The 19,072-nt window shown below is 46.9% G+C and carries 15 protein-coding genes; 4 read left to right on the top strand and 11 right to left on the bottom strand.

Annotated elements, in window-relative coordinates; all coding sequences use genetic code 11:
- Nucleotides 1-7: 7 nt before the first annotated feature.
- Both gatA and gatC read right to left on the bottom strand, forming a co-directional pair.
- Complete coding sequence (gene gatA, locus NYE50_RS03675) at nucleotides 8-1,465, bottom strand: Asp-tRNA(Asn)/Glu-tRNA(Gln) amidotransferase subunit GatA (RefSeq protein ID WP_007408915.1); 1,458 nt, start codon at nucleotides 1,463-1,465, stop codon at nucleotides 8-10.
- Nucleotides 1,466-1,479: 14 nt separating this feature from the next.
- Nucleotides 1,480-1,770 (bottom strand): Asp-tRNA(Asn)/Glu-tRNA(Gln) amidotransferase subunit GatC, encoded by a 291-nt coding sequence (gatC, locus tag NYE50_RS03670; protein WP_003155732.1) that lies wholly within the window; start codon nucleotides 1,768-1,770, stop codon nucleotides 1,480-1,482.
- A gap of 421 nt (nucleotides 1,771-2,191) precedes the next feature.
- On the opposite strand from gatC, the gene putP reads away from it, so the two are divergent.
- The gene (putP, locus tag NYE50_RS03665) at nucleotides 2,192-3,670 is read left to right on the top strand and encodes a sodium/proline symporter PutP (RefSeq protein ID WP_007408914.1); all 1,479 of its coding nucleotides are present in this window, start codon (nucleotides 2,192-2,194) and stop codon (nucleotides 3,668-3,670) included.
- Nucleotides 3,671-3,790: 120 nt separating this feature from the next.
- Nucleotides 3,791-4,483, top strand: a complete 693-nt coding sequence (locus NYE50_RS03660; RefSeq protein WP_014417117.1) for an MgtC/SapB family protein — start codon at nucleotides 3,791-3,793, stop codon at nucleotides 4,481-4,483.
- 38 nt (nucleotides 4,484-4,521) lie between these two features.
- Here the strand turns inward: NYE50_RS03660 and NYE50_RS03655 are convergent, their stop codons facing one another.
- The 5 genes from NYE50_RS03655 to NYE50_RS03635 all read right to left on the bottom strand — a co-directional run bounded on the left by NYE50_RS03655 (nucleotide 4,522) and on the right by NYE50_RS03635 (nucleotide 11,962).
- The gene (locus NYE50_RS03655; RefSeq protein ID WP_110124558.1) at nucleotides 4,522-5,517 is read right to left on the bottom strand and encodes a phosphotransferase enzyme family protein; all 996 of its coding nucleotides are present in this window, start codon (nucleotides 5,515-5,517) and stop codon (nucleotides 4,522-4,524) included.
- A gap of 235 nt (nucleotides 5,518-5,752) precedes the next feature.
- Nucleotides 5,753-6,949, bottom strand: a complete 1,197-nt coding sequence (locus NYE50_RS03650; RefSeq protein ID WP_014417115.1) for a CamS family sex pheromone protein — start codon at nucleotides 6,947-6,949, stop codon at nucleotides 5,753-5,755.
- A 15-nt stretch (nucleotides 6,950-6,964) separates the two neighbouring features.
- A complete protein-coding gene (gene ligA / locus NYE50_RS03645) occupies nucleotides 6,965-8,971 on the bottom strand; it encodes an NAD-dependent DNA ligase LigA (RefSeq protein ID WP_159353872.1) in 2,007 nt (668 codons plus the stop codon).
- A 24-nt stretch (nucleotides 8,972-8,995) separates the two neighbouring features.
- Nucleotides 8,996-11,215, bottom strand: a complete 2,220-nt coding sequence (gene pcrA / locus NYE50_RS03640; protein ID WP_159353871.1) for a DNA helicase PcrA — start codon at nucleotides 11,213-11,215, stop codon at nucleotides 8,996-8,998.
- Nucleotides 11,216-11,272: 57 nt separating this feature from the next.
- Nucleotides 11,273-11,962: a heptaprenylglyceryl phosphate synthase gene (locus tag NYE50_RS03635; RefSeq protein WP_159353870.1), complete on the bottom strand. Its 690-nt coding sequence runs from the start codon at nucleotides 11,960-11,962 to the stop codon at nucleotides 11,273-11,275.
- A 195-nt stretch (nucleotides 11,963-12,157) separates the two neighbouring features.
- On the opposite strand from NYE50_RS03635, the gene NYE50_RS03630 reads away from it, so the two are divergent.
- Nucleotides 12,158-13,732 (top strand): FMN-binding glutamate synthase family protein, encoded by a 1,575-nt coding sequence (locus tag NYE50_RS03630; RefSeq protein WP_224988961.1) that lies wholly within the window; start codon nucleotides 12,158-12,160, stop codon nucleotides 13,730-13,732.
- Between the two features lie 34 nt (nucleotides 13,733-13,766).
- Here the strand turns inward: NYE50_RS03630 and NYE50_RS03625 are convergent, their stop codons facing one another.
- The 3 genes from NYE50_RS03625 to NYE50_RS03615 are packed head-to-tail and all read right to left on the bottom strand — an operon-like array spanning nucleotide 13,767 to nucleotide 16,843.
- The gene (locus NYE50_RS03625) at nucleotides 13,767-14,078 is read right to left on the bottom strand and encodes a YerC/YecD family TrpR-related protein (RefSeq protein ID WP_003155745.1); all 312 of its coding nucleotides are present in this window, start codon (nucleotides 14,076-14,078) and stop codon (nucleotides 13,767-13,769) included.
- 2 nt (nucleotides 14,079-14,080) lie between these two features.
- Nucleotides 14,081-15,076: a DUF3048 domain-containing protein gene (locus NYE50_RS03620; RefSeq protein WP_224988959.1), complete on the bottom strand. Its 996-nt coding sequence runs from the start codon at nucleotides 15,074-15,076 to the stop codon at nucleotides 14,081-14,083.
- A gap of 24 nt (nucleotides 15,077-15,100) precedes the next feature.
- Nucleotides 15,101-16,843 carry an adenine deaminase gene (locus NYE50_RS03615; protein ID WP_021495178.1) on the bottom strand — a complete coding sequence of 581 codons (1,743 nt, stop codon included), beginning with the start codon at nucleotides 16,841-16,843 and terminating at the stop codon, nucleotides 15,101-15,103.
- Nucleotides 16,844-16,964: 121 nt separating this feature from the next.
- Between NYE50_RS03615 and NYE50_RS03610 the strand changes: the two genes are divergently transcribed.
- Entirely contained in the window at nucleotides 16,965-17,222 is a 258-nt protein-coding gene (locus tag NYE50_RS03610) for a YgaP family membrane protein (protein WP_159353867.1), read from the top strand.
- Between the two features lie 70 nt (nucleotides 17,223-17,292).
- On the opposite strand, the gene NYE50_RS03605 is transcribed toward NYE50_RS03610, so the two are convergent.
- A complete protein-coding gene (locus tag NYE50_RS03605) occupies nucleotides 17,293-18,861 on the bottom strand; it encodes an IS1182 family transposase (protein ID WP_340762868.1) in 1,569 nt (522 codons plus the stop codon).
- Between the last annotated feature and the right edge of the window lie 211 nt (nucleotides 18,862-19,072).

Genomic DNA, 19,072 nt, shown 5'->3' with positions numbered 1-19,072 from the left:
TCACCCCTTACAGTTCAGGTTTCGCTTTATGATGATCTGTTGCCTGCTCAAAAGCATGAGCGACGCGGTATACAGTGCCTTCATCGAAGTGTTTTCCGATGATTTGCAATCCGAGCGGCAGCCCGTCCGCAAATCCGCACGGCACGCTGATTCCCGGCACACCCGCGAGGTTGACAGGAATCGTTAAAATATCGTTGGCGTACATTGTGAGCGGATCGCTGGTTTTTTCTCCGATTTTGAATGCCGGTGTCGGCGTTGTCGGTCCGACGATGACATCGTATTTCTCAAATACGTCTTCAAAATCTTTCTTAATAAGCGTGCGCACTTTTTGCGCTTTTTTGTAATACGCGTCATAGTAGCCGGAGCTGAGCGCGAAGGTGCCGAGCATGATGCGGCGCTTCACTTCATTGCCGAATCCTTCAGAGCGTGTCTGTTTATAAAGGTCGATCAGGTTGTCCGCATTGTCTGAGCGGTATCCGTAGCGGATGCCGTCAAAGCGCGCAAGGTTTGCAGACGCTTCGGAAGAAGACAGCAGATAATACGTCGCAAGCGCGTATTTGCTGTGCGGCAGAGATACTTCTTCCCATGTCGCTCCGAGGTCTTCAAGCACTTTTAAAGCGGCTAAAACCGATTCTTTCGCTTCTTTGCCGACGCCTTCTCCGAGATATTCTTTCGGTACGGCGATTTTTAAGCCTTTAATATCGCCAGTTAATGAAGAAAGAAAATCCGGCACTTCGACATTGGCGCTCGTAGAGTCCATTTTGTCCGGGCCTGAAATCGCCTGAAGCAGGAATGCGTTATCTTCTACGGTTCTTGTGATCGGCCCGATCTGGTCCAGTGAAGACGCAAAAGCGACCAAACCGTAACGCGACACGCGTCCGTATGTAGGCTTTAATCCGACGACGCCGCAGAAAGAAGCCGGCTGGCGGATGGAGCCGCCCGTATCAGATCCGAGTGAAAACGGCACTTCGCCCGCGGCAACCGCAGCTGCGGAACCGCCGCTTGATCCGCCGGGAACCGTATCGAGATTCCAAGGGTTTTTCGTCGCTTTGTACGCGGAGTTTTCAGTAGAAGAACCCATCGCGAACTCGTCCATATTCAGTTTTCCGATCGTGACGGCTTCAGCGGCTTGAAGGCGCTCCACGACCGTCGCATCGTAAATCGGATCGAAGTTTTCGAGGATTTTGCTTGAGCATGTTGTGCGAAGCCCTTTGGTCACGATGTTGTCTTTGACGCCGATCGGCATTCCGAAGAGAAGACCGTGTTCAGACCGTCCGTCAACCGCTTCGTCAAGTTCTTTCGCGTAAGCGCGGGCTCTTTCTTCATCAAGCTGTAAAAACGCCTGCACCTTATCATCCACGGATGCGATCCGTTTGTAAGATTCATCAACAAGATCGGAAATCTTGATTTCTTTTTTATGTATCATTTGTTTCAATTCTGTGATTTTGTGATCAAATAATGACATACTGTCTCCCTCCTTTAATCCAGAATAGATGGCACACGGACATAGCCGTCTTTATGATCGGGAGCATTTTTCATGACATCCTCGACCGGAAGGCCTTTACCCGCTTCATCTTCTCTCATTACGTTTTTCATTTTCAGCACGTGTGTTGTCGGTTCCACGTTATCCGTGTCCACTTCATTAAGCTCCTCGGCAAACGAGATGATGCTGTCAAGCTGTTCTGTGAACATTTCAGCTTCTTCATCCGTAATGGCGAGTCTCGCCAAATGAGCGACATGCTTTACTTCTTCTATAGAAATTCGTGACATAAGATCCACCTCCGCATAATTCTCCGTTTCGTCATATAATACTGATCATATCAAAAATGAGCCCTCTAAAGCAACAAAACGCCGCCTTCTGAGGCATGATGAAACCCTCTCTATTTTATCCTAAATCGGGGAGAAAGAGAAACGAATTATATGTCAGAAAATTTTTACTTTTATAATTTATTGGTAGCGTTTTCATCTCTAAGCTGTTCTATGTTGGCGGGGATTTTTTCCTTGAGCGGGCCAGGTTTCGAGAGTTGATTGATCGGGGATACTTTGTTAGGTTTAGTAACCATAGCCAGCACTAAATCATGCGATCCGCATGGAATGATGACTAAAGGCTGGATCGCCGGCGCATATTCCGGCACTACTAATCTGCAGAGGTGATGCAACATTTACATGAAAGAAGAGAGGGTCCAAAAACGTGAGTATTGAATTAATTATATCTCTTGGCATTTACTTTGCTGCCATGCTGTTAATCGGCTGGTACGCATTCAGGAAGACAACGAATATTAATGATTACATGCTGGGCGGAAGAGGACTAGGCCCGTTCGTAACGGCGCTGTCCGCAGGTGCGGCCGATATGAGCGCATGGATGCTGATGGGAGTTCCCGGCGCAATGTTCGCAACGGGGTTATCGACCTTATGGCTGGCGCTCGGTTTGACGATCGGCGCGTATTCAAATTATCTGCTGCTTGCTCCGAGGCTGCGCGCTTACACGGAAGTTGCGGATGATGCGATTACGATTCCCGATTTTTTCGATAAACGGTTCCGCCACTCGTCATCATTGCTGAAAATTGTTTCCGCCGTGATTATTATGATCTTTTTCACGCTGTACACATCGTCCGGGATGGTATCCGGAGGCAGGTTATTTGAATCGGCATTCGGCGCCGACTACAAATTCGGTTTGTTTTTAACGGCCGGTGTTGTTGTGCTTTACACGCTGTTTGGCGGTTTCCTCGCTGTCAGTCTGACTGACTTTGTACAGGGAGCGATCATGTTTGCGGCATTAGTGCTTGTGCCGATCGTTGCTTTTACCCAGCTCGGGAGCGTTTCAACGACGATTGATTCGATCAACGCCGTTAACCCGAAACTATTGGATATCTTTAAAGGCGCGAGCGTCATTAGCATTATTTCTTATTTGGCATGGGGACTCGGCTATTACGGCCAGCCTCATATCATCGTACGATTTATGGCGATTAAAGAAGTGAAAGATTTAAAACCCGCCCGCAGAATCGGGATGAGCTGGATGGTTATTTCAGTTGTCGGTTCATTGCTTACCGGGATTATCGGGGTTGCGTATTCTCATCACTTCGGGGTCTCCGTAAAAGATCCGGAAACGATTTTCATTATTTTTTCTAAAATCTTGTTCCATCCGCTGATTACGGGCTTCTTGCTGTCCGCAATTTTAGCGGCGATCATGAGTTCCATTTCCTCACAGCTTCTCGTAACGGCAAGCGCCATTACGGAAGATTTATACCGCGCCTTTTTCAGACGGGAAGCGAGCGATAAAGAATTGGTCATGACCGGACGCCTGTCGGTATTGATCGTGGCCGTTATCGCCATCCTGCTTTCCATGAATCCGAACAGCACCATTCTTGATCTGGTCGGATATGCGTGGGCAGGCTTCGGTTCGGCTATCGGCCCGGCGCTCTTGCTCAGTCTGTACTGGAAACGGATGAATGAATGGGGAGCGCTTGCGGCGATGATTACCGGGGCCGCGGCCGTTTTAATCTGGATCACGACAGGGCTTGCCGCTTCAACCGGCGTATACGAAATCATTCCGGGGTTCTTCCTCAGTCTGATTGCCGGTATTGCCGTCAGCCTGCTGACCAAAAAACCGGCCGATGCTTCTTATCAGCTGTTCAGCCGGATGGAAGCTCTTTTGAAAAACAAGAAATAGACAAAAAGCCGTCAGATTTTATCCCTGACGGCTTTTTTCTTCCGCACTTGTCCTGCTATAAATACTGTGAGAAAATCATATCAATTTATTATAAGAAAAATTGCGGAGGTGCTGTGCAAATTGAGCTGGCCTATCGAACCAGACATTTTATTAAAGCTGGGCATTGCCACGCTGATCGGCATGATCATCGGTCTTGAACGCGAACTGAAAAACAAACCGCTCGGACTGAAAACCTGTATCGTCATCGCCGTCAGCTCCTGTATGCTGACGATCGTCAGCATTAATGCGGCATATCATTTCCCAAAATATTACCGTATCATGATGGATCCGCTCCGCCTCCCCGCCCAAATCATTTCCGGCGTCGGTTTTATCGGCGCGGGCGTGATCCTGCGTAAAAGCAATGACGTCATATCCGGCCTGACGACATCGGCCATCATCTGGGGCGCAGCCGGGCTCGGTCTGGCTACAGGCGCCGGCTTTTATAAAGAGGCGTTCGCAAGCCTCTTGTTTATCCTGATCAGTGTCGAATTTCTTCCGTGGCTGATCAGAAAAATCGGTCCCAACCGCTTGAAGGAGAAGGATATCCGCGTGAGAATGTCTCTTTCCGATAAAGACAAAATGACCGAGATTTTAAAGGAAATGAAAAGCAAACAGCTCCGCATTCACTCCGTCCGGATTGATGATCTGCACGAAAAAGAATTTCCGATTATGGAAGTGAAAGTCAGTGTTCACAAAAACCGATACACCACTGACGTCTATTATGATATTAAAGAAATTCAGGGTGTCGTCGGAGTGAAGTGTGATACGCTATAAAAAAAACGCCGGGCTGGATTCAGCCGGCGTTTTTCTATTTATACGAATGCAGAAAAGTTATACTCCGTAATCGGGGTTTCGTTTTCGATATCGCGCCTGAAGGTTTTCAGCATCTCAAGTTCCTCGTCCCCGAGTGAATTGAGGTCAAACGCCTGATGCAATAATCCGTAGATCAGCATATGGCGCAGCCGGAGAAAATCCGGGATGTGTTCAAGCCAGGCGGGGTCAAGGTCATTTTCTTCCCTGTAGCCTTTCATAAAGTGAGTCATGAATTCACCCGTAAACGCGGCCTTGTCTTCATACGGGATGACCGGATACCACAACATGTTGTACAGCAGAATACTGATATCATTCACAAACCAATTGTAGCCGGTATCATCAAAATCAAATGCCGTGATTTTCCCATTGTCCCAATTGAAATTGCCGTGGTGCAGATCGGCGTGCACAAGGCCGTAGTTTTCAGGATTCTTCGGCAAACGGCGCAGTTTTTCCATTAGAGCATCCGCCCGTTCAAATACGAGGTGCTGATCTGCGGGCACGTATTTTCTCAGCTTCAGCTGCTCCTCTTCATCCCATTCCTGCCTTTTATATAACGGATCGCTCAGACGGTAGCTTTTCGTCAGCCGGTGCATCTTCCCCGTGTACTTCCCAAGCTCGTAAAACAGAGTCCCGTTCCAGTCTGATTGCTCCACTTTGCGTCCGGGCGCTTTTTCATAGACTCTTACTAAAAATGCTCCGCCTTTTCCATCCGGCACTTCTTCGACATCTTTGCCATTTAATGAAGGAATCGGTTTCGCTGCTGAAAGCCCGCCCTTTGCCAGATGATGAAGCCATTCCATTTCTCCGAGAATATATTCCGGTGTTCTTCTGATCGTATGCGTAATTTTTAAGATATAAGGTTCGTTATCTTTCACAATTTCATATACGTAGTTCTCTGCGTCCGCGATAAATTGAAACTTGGTAAAGCCGTATATTTCACCTGCTTCAGCGAGCACCTTCTCTTCCTCAAAAATCGCTTTAATATCTTTATGCATGCTGATTCACCCTTTTCATAACGTTTGTAGGCGGTGTGTGTACTCAGCAAATGTCATTCATCAACATTCCTGCCCTTCTTTTTTCACAGCAGATTCGTAACATCCGCTTAGAATGAAATACGTTTTCCTGTTAATCCCTAATTATACAAATATCTTAACATACCTCATTCCTCGCTCCAACGATATTCACAATAAAAAACCCTTGCTCATACAGAAATGAACAAGGGCATCTTGGTTAATCGTAAATATGGACGGTCGGTTCTTTGTCACCCGCATTGCGGACGATCAGCGCTTCCTGTCCGTCAGACGAGGTAATGTTAATTTCGACATCAACTGAGCTTTTTGAATAATAATCCATCAGCTCACCTGTTAAGTATTGGGTAAAGGCGATGACTTCGCTTTTCCCGTAAAATTGCATCGGGATTTCAATCTTCATTTTTCTCATTTCATCGTTTTCGTACATTGCCGTTCCGACGACTCCGGTGTAATTCGGGAAGTAGCTGTCGATGGCGTTTTTGAAGCGTTTAAACACTTCGGAATCATCAGGGTATTTCTTTGCCGTGTCTGTATCCGCCGGATAGAAGACGTACTTTTCTTTGACATCATCCCAGTTTGAAATGGTGGATGAGCCGGCCTTGACTTCTGTTTTCGCAATGTAATTCCCCGGTACGATTGATGTTTTCGGCGCTTGTTTATAAAGGGCGACGGTAATCGGCACATTTTTCAGGTTATCCATTTTCCGGAGGCGGTTAACGACTTCCTGGGCGATTTCTTCACCGTGGCTGCGGATCGTTTTGTCGCTGAGCTCCACTTCCTGCTGCGGATCACCTGTGTTTTCGCGGTAATAGTAAACAGAGTTGAGAGCGAGACCGATCATGACACCGCCAAGCTGGATGGAATTTTTATCTTTTCTTACTAAGTAATCCTGTTCAAGCATAGACGCTAAGTAAATCGGGCTGTTTTCATTTTTCTCTTTTGCCGATCCCGAGCTTGGCAGCACCGGGTTTAAGCCGAGATTCTGGAAATTGGCGTCTGCCTTTTTCGCCTTTTTCAGATCACTGCCCTCTTTTTTGCGGTCAAGCCAGCTGAGTACCGTGTCCTCATCTAAATACTGGCCTTCCTGATACAAATAGTCATCCGTCGGGAACGTGTCTTGAGCGAGCCGCATCAGACCCGTCTCGAATTCATCGATGTCCAGCCTCGTGTTCAGCCGGTCCGCGGTCAGGCCGCGCGCTTTTCCGGCCTTAAACGGAAGCACCATTTTATAGTAGGAATCAGAGATATTATATTTCGGTATGATCGCTTTTTCAGAAGACTTTGCCGTTTTCTGCGTGATCTCTTCCTCTTTGTTCCCCCCGAAACTCGGCGAACAGGCCGACAGCATGAGTACTGCCGCCGTTGCCGTCGCCGCCAATGCCAACATCTTTTTCAATAGAAAACACTCCTCTTATTTCTTTAGCTCTCCCAATAGCTGTGCTTCATTCCATACTTCAATGTTTAATTCCTGCGCTTTTGTCAGCTTGCTTCCGGCCGCTTCTCCGGCAATCAGCAAGTCTGTTTTTTTGCTGACAGATCCCGTCAGCTTTCCGCCGAGCGCTTCAATCTGCGCCTTGGCTTCATTTCTGGACAGCTCATCAAGCTTTCCGGTTAACACGATGGTTTTGCCGGCAAAATAAGAGTCGCTGTCCTCCGCTTTTACTTTTTTCGGGCCTTTGTAGAGTGTGTTCACACCGAGTTCCTCAAGTTCATTCAATAGCTCAACCATTTCTTCTTTACGGAAATAGGTGACAACGGCATCGGCCATCTTTTCGCCGATTTCATCTACCGCAAGCAGCTCTTCTTCCGTGGCTTGTTTCAGATTTTCCAGGCTTTCAAAATGCATGGCGAGTGTTTTGGCCGCTTTTGAGCCGATAAAACGGATGCCGAGACCGAACAGCAGGCGTTCCAGCGAATTCTCTTTCGACTTTTGGATGGAGCTGATCAGATTGTCAGTTGATTTTTCCCCCATCCGCTCAAGCCGGATGACCTGCTCTTTCGTCAGCTTATACAAATCAGCGACATTACGGACGAGATGTTCACGGAAAAGCTGTGTGATGACACGTTCTCCGAGTCCGTCAATATTCATCGCGTTGCGTGAGACAAAGTGAATCAGGCCTTCTCTGATCTGCGCCGGACATTCCGGATTGATGCAGCGCAGCGCGACTTCCCCTTCAATGCGGACAAGTTCGCTCTCGCACTCAGGGCAGCTGGTAGGCATATTGAATTCTTTTTCTTCCCCGGTCCGCTGTTCGATTAAGACATTGACGACCTCAGGGATGATGTCGCCCGCTTTTTTGACGACCACTTTATCGAGAATGCGGATATCCTTCTCTTTAATTAAATCTTCGTTATGAAGGGATGCTCTTGAGACCGTCGTTCCCGCGACTTTTACCGGTTCCAGAACGGCGGTCGGCGTAATGACGCCCGTTCTTCCGACATTCAGTTCGATATCGAGCAGTTTTGTCACGACCTCTTCCGCCGGGAATTTATAAGCAATCGCCCAGCGCGGGCTTTTTGCCGTATACCCGAGTTCTTCCTGTTGATCGAGCGAATCGACTTTGATGACAATCCCGTCAATTTCATACGGGAGATCGGCCCGCTTCGCCTGCAGCTCTTCGATCATTTCAATGACTTCATCTATCGTGGCGCATTTTTTCCGTTCCTGGTTTGTTTTAAAACCGAGCTCATCCAGAAAATCCAGGCCCTGACTCTGTGTTTCCACACCCATTTCGTCAAGCTCCGCTATACTGTAGACGAAGATGTCAAGATTTCGTTTCGCTGCAATTTTCGGATCGAGCTGTCTGAGTGAGCCCGCAGCCGCGTTCCGGGGATTGGCGAACGGCTCCTCTTCATGTTTCAGCCTATCTTCATTGAGCGCTTCAAATGACTGTTTCGGCATGTACGCCTCTCCGCGCACTTCTATGGAAAGATTCCGTTTCATTTTCAGCGGAATGTTGCGGATCGTTTTTAAGTTTTCCGTGATATCTTCGCCCGTCGTTCCGTCTCCTCTTGTCGCGCCTCTGACGAAATAGCCGTCTTCATAACGGAGAGAAACAGCAAGACCGTCTATTTTCAGCTCCACATTATAAGCGACGCCGTCACCGACAGCCTGACGGACGCGGCGGTCAAAATCGCGGAGATCATCATCGTTAAATGCGTTGCCGAGACTGAGCATCGGCGTGCCGTGCTGCACCTTTTGAAACGATTCAAGCACCGCTCCCCCGACCCGCTGTGTGGGCGAATCAGGCGTTCTGAGCTCCGGGTGCTCTTCCTCTATGGCAATCAGCTCCTGCATCAGTCTGTCGTACTCGGAATCCGGCACGCTCGGTTCATCTAAGGTGTAATATTCATAACTGTACTGATCGATGGTGCGGCGCAATTCTTCTGCCCGGTGTTTCGCTGTTTCTTTGTCCATCATGTTCTTCCTTTCCTCTTCAGGTTACTGCTTTTCAATCGGCGCAAAAGCGGCAAGCAGACGCTTCACGCCGACTGGGCTCGGGAATGCGATATCAAGCTCGGTGCTTTCGCCTTCTCCTTTTACGCTGACAACCGTTCCGGTGCCCCATTTTTTATGGCCCGCTTTATCGCCGACCGCCCAGCTGAGCGAGTCGCCGCCTGTTTTGTTCGCATAGGAAACGGGACGGGATACGGGCCCGCGTTTTGGCTGCACTTTTCTTCCCGGCTGCATGCGAGGTGTTTTCTTCTCATTTAGGTTCTCCAATAAATCGCCAGGTATTTCCCTGATAAAGCGGGATTCCGGATTCATATTGGTGCGGCCGAATAAGGTGCGCATTTTGGCATTCGTTAAATACAGTTCTTCTTCCGCCCTCGTAATGCCTACATATGCGAGCCTGCGTTCTTCTTCCATCTCGGCTTCTTCCATCAGGGAGCGGCTGTGCGGGAACACGCCTTCTTCCATGCCCATTAAGAACACGACAGGAAATTCAAGCCCCTTAGCGGCGTGCAGTGTCATTAAAGTGACGGCATCCTTTCCGCCTGATTCCTCTTCCTTCTGGTCGAGCTGGTCAATATCCGCAATCAGCGCCAAATCAGTCAGAAACGCGACGAGAGACTTGTCTTCGCTTTTTTGTTCGAAGTTTTTCGTCACGGAAAGAAACTCGTCGATATTTTCAAGGCGGCTTTGGGCTTCGATTGATTTTTCGGCCTTCAGCATTTCTCTGTATTCCGTTTTCTCGAGAATTTCTTCCGTGAGTTCTGTAATGGACAGGTAATCCTGCATGTTCGTCAGATTTTCAATCATCGCGCCAAAGCCGTCAAGCGCGTTTGCCGCTTTCGCGCTGACGCCGATGAAATCAACCTGTTTGACCGCCTGGAACATTGACATTCCGTTCATCGCCGCATATGAAGCGATTTTTTCTAGTGAAGTTGCGCCGACGCCCCGCTTCGGCACATTGACGATCCGCGTAAAACTGATGTCGTCGTCCGGGTTTGACACAAGGCGCAGGTATGCGAGAATGTCTTTAATTTCTTTCCTGTCGTAGAACTTGGTTCCGCCGACGATATTGTAGTTCAGTCCGGATTTTAAAAGGGTTTCCTCAATGACGCGCGACTGGGCGTTTGTCCGGTATAAAATCGCGATATTGGAAAGCTTCCGCCGGCCCGAACTGTTCAGCTCATAAATTTTGCCCGCGACGAATTGGCCTTCGCCGAATTCATTGTCGCCGCTGTAATAAGAAAGCTTGATGCCTTCGTCATTTTCCGTCCACAGGTTTTTCGGCTTGCGGTTTGAGTTGTTTTTGATCACTTCGTTAGCCGCCTGCAGAATCCGCTTTGTTGAGCGGTAGTTTTGCTCGAGCAGAATCACGTTTGCGCTCGGATAATCTTTTTCAAAGGAAAGGATATTCGCGATATCCGCCCCGCGCCATCTGTAAATGGACTGGTCGGAGTCACCGACGACGCAGATATTTTCAAGACGGGCCGCAAGCTGCTTCACAAGCAGATATTGCGCCCTGTTCGTATCCTGATACTCGTCTACGTGAATGTACTGGAATTTGCGCTGATAAAACTCAAGCACTTCCGGCACACGCTCGAAAAGCTTAATCGTCGTCATGATTAAATCATCAAAATCGAGCGATTGGTTTTTCAGCAGTTTTTTCTGATAATCGGTATACACGTCACTCGTGACCTGATCGTAGTAGCCGCCGGCCGTTTTTGCGAATTCCTCAGGTTCGATCAGCTCGTTTTTTGCGCTGCTGATGGAGCCTAAAATACTTCTCGGATCAAACTTTTTCGGATCGATATTCCGCTCTTTCAGAATCCCTTTAATAACGGAAAGCTGATCAGCCGTATCAAGAATGGAGAAATTTCGGTTGATGCCGATTCTGTCAATATCCCTGCGCAGAATCCGCACGCACATGCTATGGAAGGTGGATATCCAGATTTCATCCGCGCCGGGTCCGAGAATGCTCTCCACCCGCTCCTTCATTTCTCTGGCTGCTTTATTTGTAAATGTAATCGCCAGAATGTTCCATGGCGCCACGTGTTTTTCCGCCATTAAGTATGCGATTCTGTGCGTCAGCACACGTGTTTTTCCGCTTCCCGCGCCCGCCATCAGAAGCAGCGGACCGTCCGTCGTCTTGACCGCTTCCTGCTGAACGGGATTTAATCCGCTTAATAATTGATTGCTAATGTAATTCATATCCGTTCACCGCCTATCAAACATATGTTCTATCATAAATCAATTTCGTCCGCTTGGCTACTTTGTCTTTACAGCCGCCACTGTTTTAAGCGCCTGATCAAAATCTTCATATACGGCATTTCCGACAACGATGACATCGGCATGACGGCCGAACCGTTCCGCCGTTTCCGCGTCTTTAATGCCGCCTCCGTAAAACAGGACGGACTTGTCCAGCACAGCCTTCGTTTTCTCCACCGTTTCTATGTCCGCCAGCATCCCGCTGTATTCCAGATAAAAAATCGGGAGATGAAGCAAATGTTCCGCGACCCGCGCATAGGCGAGAATATCTTCTGTTTCTATATGTGTATCCGCCTCCGTCAAAGCGGCCGCCTTACAATCAGGATTGACGATGCAGTAGCCCTCCGTCACAATTTCCTCCATTGACATGAGCTCTCCGTATTCTTTCATCGCCTGATGATGCATGCCGACAATCCAGTCCGCCTTTTTGCTGTTGAGCACACTCGGAATGAAATAAAGATCAAACCCGGGCACAATGGAATCAATCGTCGACACCTCAAGTACGCACGGCACTAAAAACCGCCGCACCTTTGACATCAGCCTCAGCACATTGTCCTCGGTGACATTGTCGCTTCCTCCGATCACAATGGCGTCAGTCCCTGATTCACAAAGCCGTTCCAGCTGTTCATCCGGTAAATCTTTATTCGGATCGAGTTTAAAAACGTGCTTCCACTCGTTAACATCGTACATGCGTTTTCGTTCCTCCATTCGTTTCTTGCCATTTAAACATTATAACAAATTCATTTGGCCCGGAAAAACGGAAAAAGACGTCATTCACCTGATTCACAAAAAAAGATTGCGCTCCGCCTGCAGGGATACGGCTATGTTTGAAAAAATACAAAATGTGGAATGTCAAAGAGAAAAAAGGCAAGGAGTCTGATTTCAATGGAACAGGCCATTATCGTACTGATTTGTATATTAATTTTGATTATTTTGGTTCCCGCCGCATTGTTTCTTTGGATATACATAAGAGATGAAAAGCAGGAAGAGCATTCAGTGCTGCGCAATTATCCCGTAACGGGAAAGCTGCGTTATATATTTGAAAAAATCGGGCCTGAGCTGCGGCAGTATTTGTTCAGCAATGATAACGAAGAACAGCCGTTTTCCCGGAGAGAATATGAACAGACAGTCATGTCGGGAAAGTATAAAAGCAGAATGATGGGCTTCGGATCGGAACGGGATTTCGATCAGCCGGGCTATTATATCCGTAACGCCCTCTTCCCGAAACAAAGGGAGGAGCTGCGCACAGATCAGACGCCGAAGATCGAGACGATGGTATACAAGATTGACAAAGACAATCTGCTGAAGCGCAGCGAGCACCGTGAAAAAGCGAAAGCAGACCCTTATTACCTGCATCCGGACGATGTGCAAGTAATCGGCCGTGACACATGCAAGAAGCCGTTTTATGTAAAAGGATTAATCGGACAATCAGCGATGAGCTACGGCTCACTTGGCGACCGGGCAATTACCGCCCTGTCAAAAGGGCTGCACCAAGCCGGAGGCACATGGATGAATACAGGCGAAGGCGGCCTGTCAGAGTATCACCTGAAAGGCGGCGCGGATATTATCTGCCAAATCGGCCCGGGGCTGTTCGGCGTCCGCACCGAAGAAGGAGAATTTTCCTGGGAAGAATTTAAGAAAAAAAGCCGTCTCGAGCAGATTAAAGCCTTTGAATTAAAGCTTGCGCAAGGGGCGAAAGCAAGAGGCGGGCATATTGACGGCTCAAAGGTGACCGAAGAAATTGCCGCCATCAGGAATGTGCAGCCCGGACAATCCATTGACAGCCCCAACCGCTTCAACGAATTTTCAAATGTACCGGACATGCTTGATTTCATTGAGAAATTAAGGACTGTAGGTGAAAAACCGGTCGGCATCAAAATTGTCCCCGGCAGCCGCAAAGACCTTGAAGATCTTATTTCCTGCATGAGTTCATCAGGCAAACATCCCGACTTTATTACGATTGACGGCAGTGAAGGGGGAACCGGGGCTTCTTTTCATGAGCTGGCGGATTCCGTCGGCCTGCCGATTCTGACCGGCCTCCCCCTTGTTGACGGCCTTTTGAAGACATACGGTATAAGGGATAAGCTGAAAATTTTCGCATCCGGAAAGCTGCTCACTCCGGATAAGATTGCCGTCGCCCTCGCGCTAGGCGCAGATTTTGTCAATATTGCCCGGGGAATGATGTTTTCAGTCGGCTGTATCCGCGCTCAAGTATGCCACACCAATCATTGTCCTGTCGGAGTGGCGACAACCGATCCAAAACTTCAGCGCGCACTCAGTATCGAGGATAAACAGCACCGCGTCTGCAACTACGTGCTTTCCTTGCGTGAAGGGCTGTTTCACCTAGCCGCGGCGGCCGGCATCAGCTCGCCGATTCATTTCTCAGCTGAACACATCGTATACCGGGAGAAAGACGGAAGCCTGAGGGAACTTCCCGGCCTTATGGATCAGCACGCATAAAAAAACCGCCTGCCGTCACCGGCAGGTCGGTTTTTTACGTTGCTGAGGAAGATTCCCCTTTGTTTACACGGTCAAGCGCCATTTCATAGGCGTCATTTCCGTAATTTAAGCAGCGCTTCACTCGGGAAATCGTCGCTGTGGAAGCACCCGTTTCGCTTTCAATTTTGTGATACGTATTTCCTTCGCGGAGCATTCTTGCCACTTCCAAACGCTGCGCCAGCGATTGAATTTCATTAATCGTACAAAGATCGTCAAAGAAACGATAGCATTCCTCCAGATCTTTCAGCGATAAAATAGATAAAAATAACTGGTCCAGTTCTTTTCCGCGTAATTTATCGATTTGCATCGTCAAACACCTTCTCCTTTACTAATGGAAGCTGCATCGAGATCAGGAACGATATTAATCCATGTCTTTCCCGGCACAAACGGAAGAATCTCACCGCCTTTAACGGGCAGAATACGGCCGTCTTTGTATTCCCAGTCTGACTCAATAACATCGCCGTGCTGAATCAGGAGGCCTTTCCCTCCTGATTGAATATCGATGGCCCGCCTTCCATCTTTGTCTGTCATGCGATGGCCGGCTTCAACAATAAAAATGTTGCGCATGGCTAAAGGCTTTCCGGTCTCCCGGTCTGTCGCTTTCACACCATCAGAGCTTCTTGTATAAGTATCAGCTTTTTTATCATAATCGTATTCGACAAGATTTGTAACGTTTTGTGTTCCATAATCTATCCGAATATTGTAGGTTTCGTTTCCGGGTTTTGCTTCTGATGTCTGAAATGGAAGCGGTTTTGTTTTTCCGTTCAGCTTGTATCCTTTTTGTTCCGCCGCCTTTCTGATATTGTCATAAGACGTGTAGGAATTGTGGGGCGGCTTGCTGAAATCGGCCCGCCAAAACAGGCTTCCGTCAAAATCCAAACCGTTTATATAATCGTAAGCACCGGACTCCAGCTGCTTTTTAGCGCCGGGACTCCAGCCATGATGGATAAATATGCTGTTAAACCCGCTGCTGAGGGTGACAAAGTATTCCCTCGCGCTCCGCACAGGCCCGACCGTTTCCGGCATCTCACTCTGAAAAATCGCGAGAAACCGCGTAATCCTGCCTTCCGCGAGCGCTTCGATGACAACATCCGCCTTTGACAGCCCGGATTGGGGCCTCGCCTTCGGATGATTGTTCACTATAACTGCAATCGGACGGCGTTCTGCAAGCTTCCGCTCAGTTTTTAACCCCGTTAAAGGAGCTTCCGCCTCTTTCGGCTTCACCTGATCGGCATCATTCTGCCGGCAGGCGGCAAGCAGCAAAAACGCAAAACAAAGCATACAAACGGTTTTCCATCTTTTCATATGTCGGCTCCCTGCTTTTATATTTTAACGCATTATCGATGGAAAGAGTACAGTTTTTTTCATCACGTCGAATATTCCTCTCGGCGTAATGCGAATATAAGGCAGGTGTGTGCTCTGCAAAAAGAGCAGCGTATAGATCGGATCGCAGAATCGGTAGCCCCGCTCCTCAAGCAAAGTCCTCAGTTTTTGCTCTTTCTCAAGCACTTCTTCATAATTCTCCGCGGATGCAGAACCGTTTAAGGCGAGGGGAATCTCATGCAGAATCTTCCCGTTTTCGGCAAGCACGATTCCGCCGCCGATTTCTTTCATCCGTGAGAAAGCGAGCAGGATATCTTCCTTATTTTTTCCGGCAGCGATAATATCTCCTGTTGTCGTGTAGGAACTGACAAAGCCCTGCACCCGATCGGCAAAACCTTTCAGCATTGTATTAACCCGCCATTTTCCATGCTTATCGAGAAGCGTGAGATAGCATTCATCATGATCAAAAGAAAGCTGGTCAACAGAATTATCAATCGCAATCATATACGGCTCCATAATGACCGCGTTGCGCATGGACACACCCATCGGCATTGAAAACTGTAAATCATCCATCGTCATATCATATGAAAGCTCAAGAGGGACAAGACCGCCCTTTTTCCAATCCGTTTCTGTAAACGCATTCATATTTCGGCCGTCTTCCCTCACCAGGATACCTTTGGAGATCACCGTGACCGGGTCAGGATTCATCGGGTCATCGAGAATGTTCAATGAAGCAAGCCGGCCCGGACCGATCACACCGAGAAAGTCGTCCATCTGATAATACTTCGCGATATTAAAGGAGGCCATATTGTAGGCGTCAATCGCCGGAACTCCTTCCTCCAAAGCGATTTTGATTAATTCATTCGTCATGCCGCCTTTATAAAAATGCGGCGTCGCTCCATCCGTCGTGTAAAAGAAATGATCATAATGCCGGAAGCCTTTTTGATGGAGATCCTGCAAAATCGTTCTCAAATCAGGGCGGATGGATGAATGTCTGAGCGAAACATAGTAGCCCAATTCAAGCCGTCTCATCACCTCGCCGCCATTCATCGCCTCGTGGTCGGAATCAGCTCCGAACAGTTTCATCTTCGTCAGTGTTTTCTCAGAGGCTCCGGGAAAATGCCCTTCTATCCGCTTGCGCAGTTTCTTTGTCGCCTGCATGCAATGAAGCATCAGGTCATCGCCGTCCATGAGGCGCGGCCATCCGGTCAATTCTCCGCCTTGAATGACATCCGGGTGCTCAATCCATTGCTTTCGGACATCAAAAGAAAGAAGCTGATCCTCATTCAGCACTTCAGTCTGCAGATCATATCTGGACCACCAGAAATATTGCACCGGCTGTTTTTTCAGTTCTTCCAATATAGTAAGCGCTTTCTTTTTACCGCTGTGCAAAAGAAAAAACAAGTTATCATTAACAAACGTCGTTGTTCCGAATTGAGACACATATTCGGCGAGCGTTTGGGGATTATATATTTGAAAAGGATGTGTATGCGGTTCAATGTAACCTGGCACAATGTATTTTCCTTCACAATTTATGGTATGAATGTGCTCAGCTGCATCAGGAAGCTCATGACCAACATATACAATTCGGTCTCCGTAAATCCAGACGTTCTTTTTCAGCCATTGTTTTAAAAAAGGATTTAATACGAGAGCATCCCGTAAAAGTAGCGTTGGAAGCAGCTTTGAGTCTACAACATCCGCCTGTGATCTGATGTCTTTATTTTTCCAGTTAAAGGTACGTTCGGACATTCACATACTCTCCTTCGCTTATATTAGACCCATCGTATCACATCCGCACAATTATCGCACGGCTAAAACGTTACAAATTATTGAAGATGAATGAAAAACTTTTTCTAAGGGAGCTGAAATGATGAAACCGAATATCAGTTTATTAAATGCCGTTATGCGCATCACTTGCGGCCTCACCATTTTGTCTGCTGCTTCAGCGAAATACACGAGAAAACCTTGGTGCAAGATGCATCTCTTCTGTATGATAATGGGCGCGATGAAAGCGGCGTCCGGCATCCTCCGCTTCTGCCCGGTGACATATATGTTCCAAACCGGAATGAATCAGGATGACAGCCATCAGCAAGAAAAATGTGGCTGGGACAAAACTAGCTTCAAATAATGAGAAAGGTGAATTTGGGGGTACTCAAATTCATCTTTCTTTATTTTTATGTATAAATTCTTCTATTACCTTAGAAGTTGGCAGTGAATTTTCTTAAATTCACTGCCATTAATGCGAGACCCATTTCGTTTGCTACCTTCGATTTTCCTCGTACAGAAAATCGAGTGAAACGCAAATTAGCCTTCAAGAATCCAAAAACTGGTTCCACATCGGTTTTACGTTTTCGATAGATGGCACTCGTTTTCTCTTCTGAAAGCTTCGCTCTCACATATTCTTTTTGCTGTTCCCATTTTTTGTTCACCATTAGTTTTCGATTGTTTCCTTCTTTTGCCTTGGTACATGATGAACGGAATGGGCATCCTGAACAGTCTTCGCACTCGTAGACTTTGAAACTCCTTTGGAAACCTGTAGCGTCCGTTCGGACAGAATGATATTGAAATTCTAAACGTTTCTGATTAGGGCACGTATATGTATCGGTTTCTTGATCATATACCCAGTTATCAGGATTAAATGTATTTTGTTTGTACTTTTTCTTTTGTTCCTTCAAAAACATGTTATATGTTATCAGTGCTTCTCGGTTTCTGTTTGAGAGAATATCACTAAAGTTTTGTTCACTACCATAACCTGCATCTGCAACTATATGTTTCGGTAACTCGAAATAATGTTGCTCGATCTCATCTAAAAATGGAATTAACGTACGTGTATCTGTTGGGTTTGGAAATAGACTATAAGCAAGCGCATATTGACCTTCCGTTGCGATTTGTACATTGTAACCAGCTTTCAATTGCCCGTTTTTCATATAATCATCTTTCATTCGCATAAATGTCGCATCTAGATCTGTTTTAGAATAGCTATTACGTGGTCCAAAGATTTTAAGATCCTGTTGGTACTTCCGTTTTCTTAGGATAAAATCAATCAACTGTTTACGCACTTGTTTCGGGTATTTTCGTTCCCTTCGTAAGGCTTTTCGTTCCGTAACGTCTGAAGATGCTTCTATTTGTTTATCATATTCGGTCACTACTTCGTCTACTTTTTGAACCATTTGAGTGAGCTCTCCAAATGATAGCTGTTCATCACTTTCCCGTTCCATTTGGGGTATGATTTCGTTCTCAAGCAACTCATTGTACAACTGGTTTGACTTATCAATTAAACGCTGATGAAATTTCTCAATCGCTTTCTTCCAGACAAACGTAAATTTATTCGCATTCGCTTCAATCTTTGTACCATCGATAAATATCGCTTCTTGATCGATCAGTTTTTCTTCAATCAATTGGCAGCGAAATTGGATGAAACATTGACGGATTAAATCTTTCACTACTGGTTGAACACGAAATCGGTTAATTGTACGGTAGCTTGGTTCATACCCTTGAGCTAACCACATCATACGGATACTGTCTTTTAATAGGGCCTCTATTTTACGCCCTGAAAAGACAGATTGAGTGTAGGCACATAGAATAATTTTAAGCATCATGCGTGGATGATAGGCAGGACAACCTTCATTTCGAAGAAATGGTTCAAACGCTTCTTGAGGGATACTTTCCACTAAATGATGGACATGGTAGGCAATATCATTATTTTGTAACTTTACTTCTAAATCTAAAGGCAAAACGATTTGATTCATGGTATAATCTTTAAACATAAGGACACTTCTTTCTGATTAGATTTTGTATGGTAACTTAATTTTATCAGAAGTTGTCCTTATTTTTTATTGTAAAATAATCAAAAACGGTGAAAGTTTACTCGTCGTAAAATTTCACCGTTTTTTTCGTCTTAGAGGTGGGTTTTGTCCCAGCCCCATTTATTTTCTCCTGTCCAGCGAGTCTGAGAAGAATCCGTCTATACGCCTTCAT

The organism is Bacillus sp. EU55 (genome assembly GCF_038005925.1).
GTDB classification, from domain to species: domain Bacteria; phylum Bacillota; class Bacilli; order Bacillales; family Bacillaceae; genus Bacillus; species Bacillus velezensis.
This window is presented reverse-complemented; position numbering and strand designations above follow the sequence as displayed.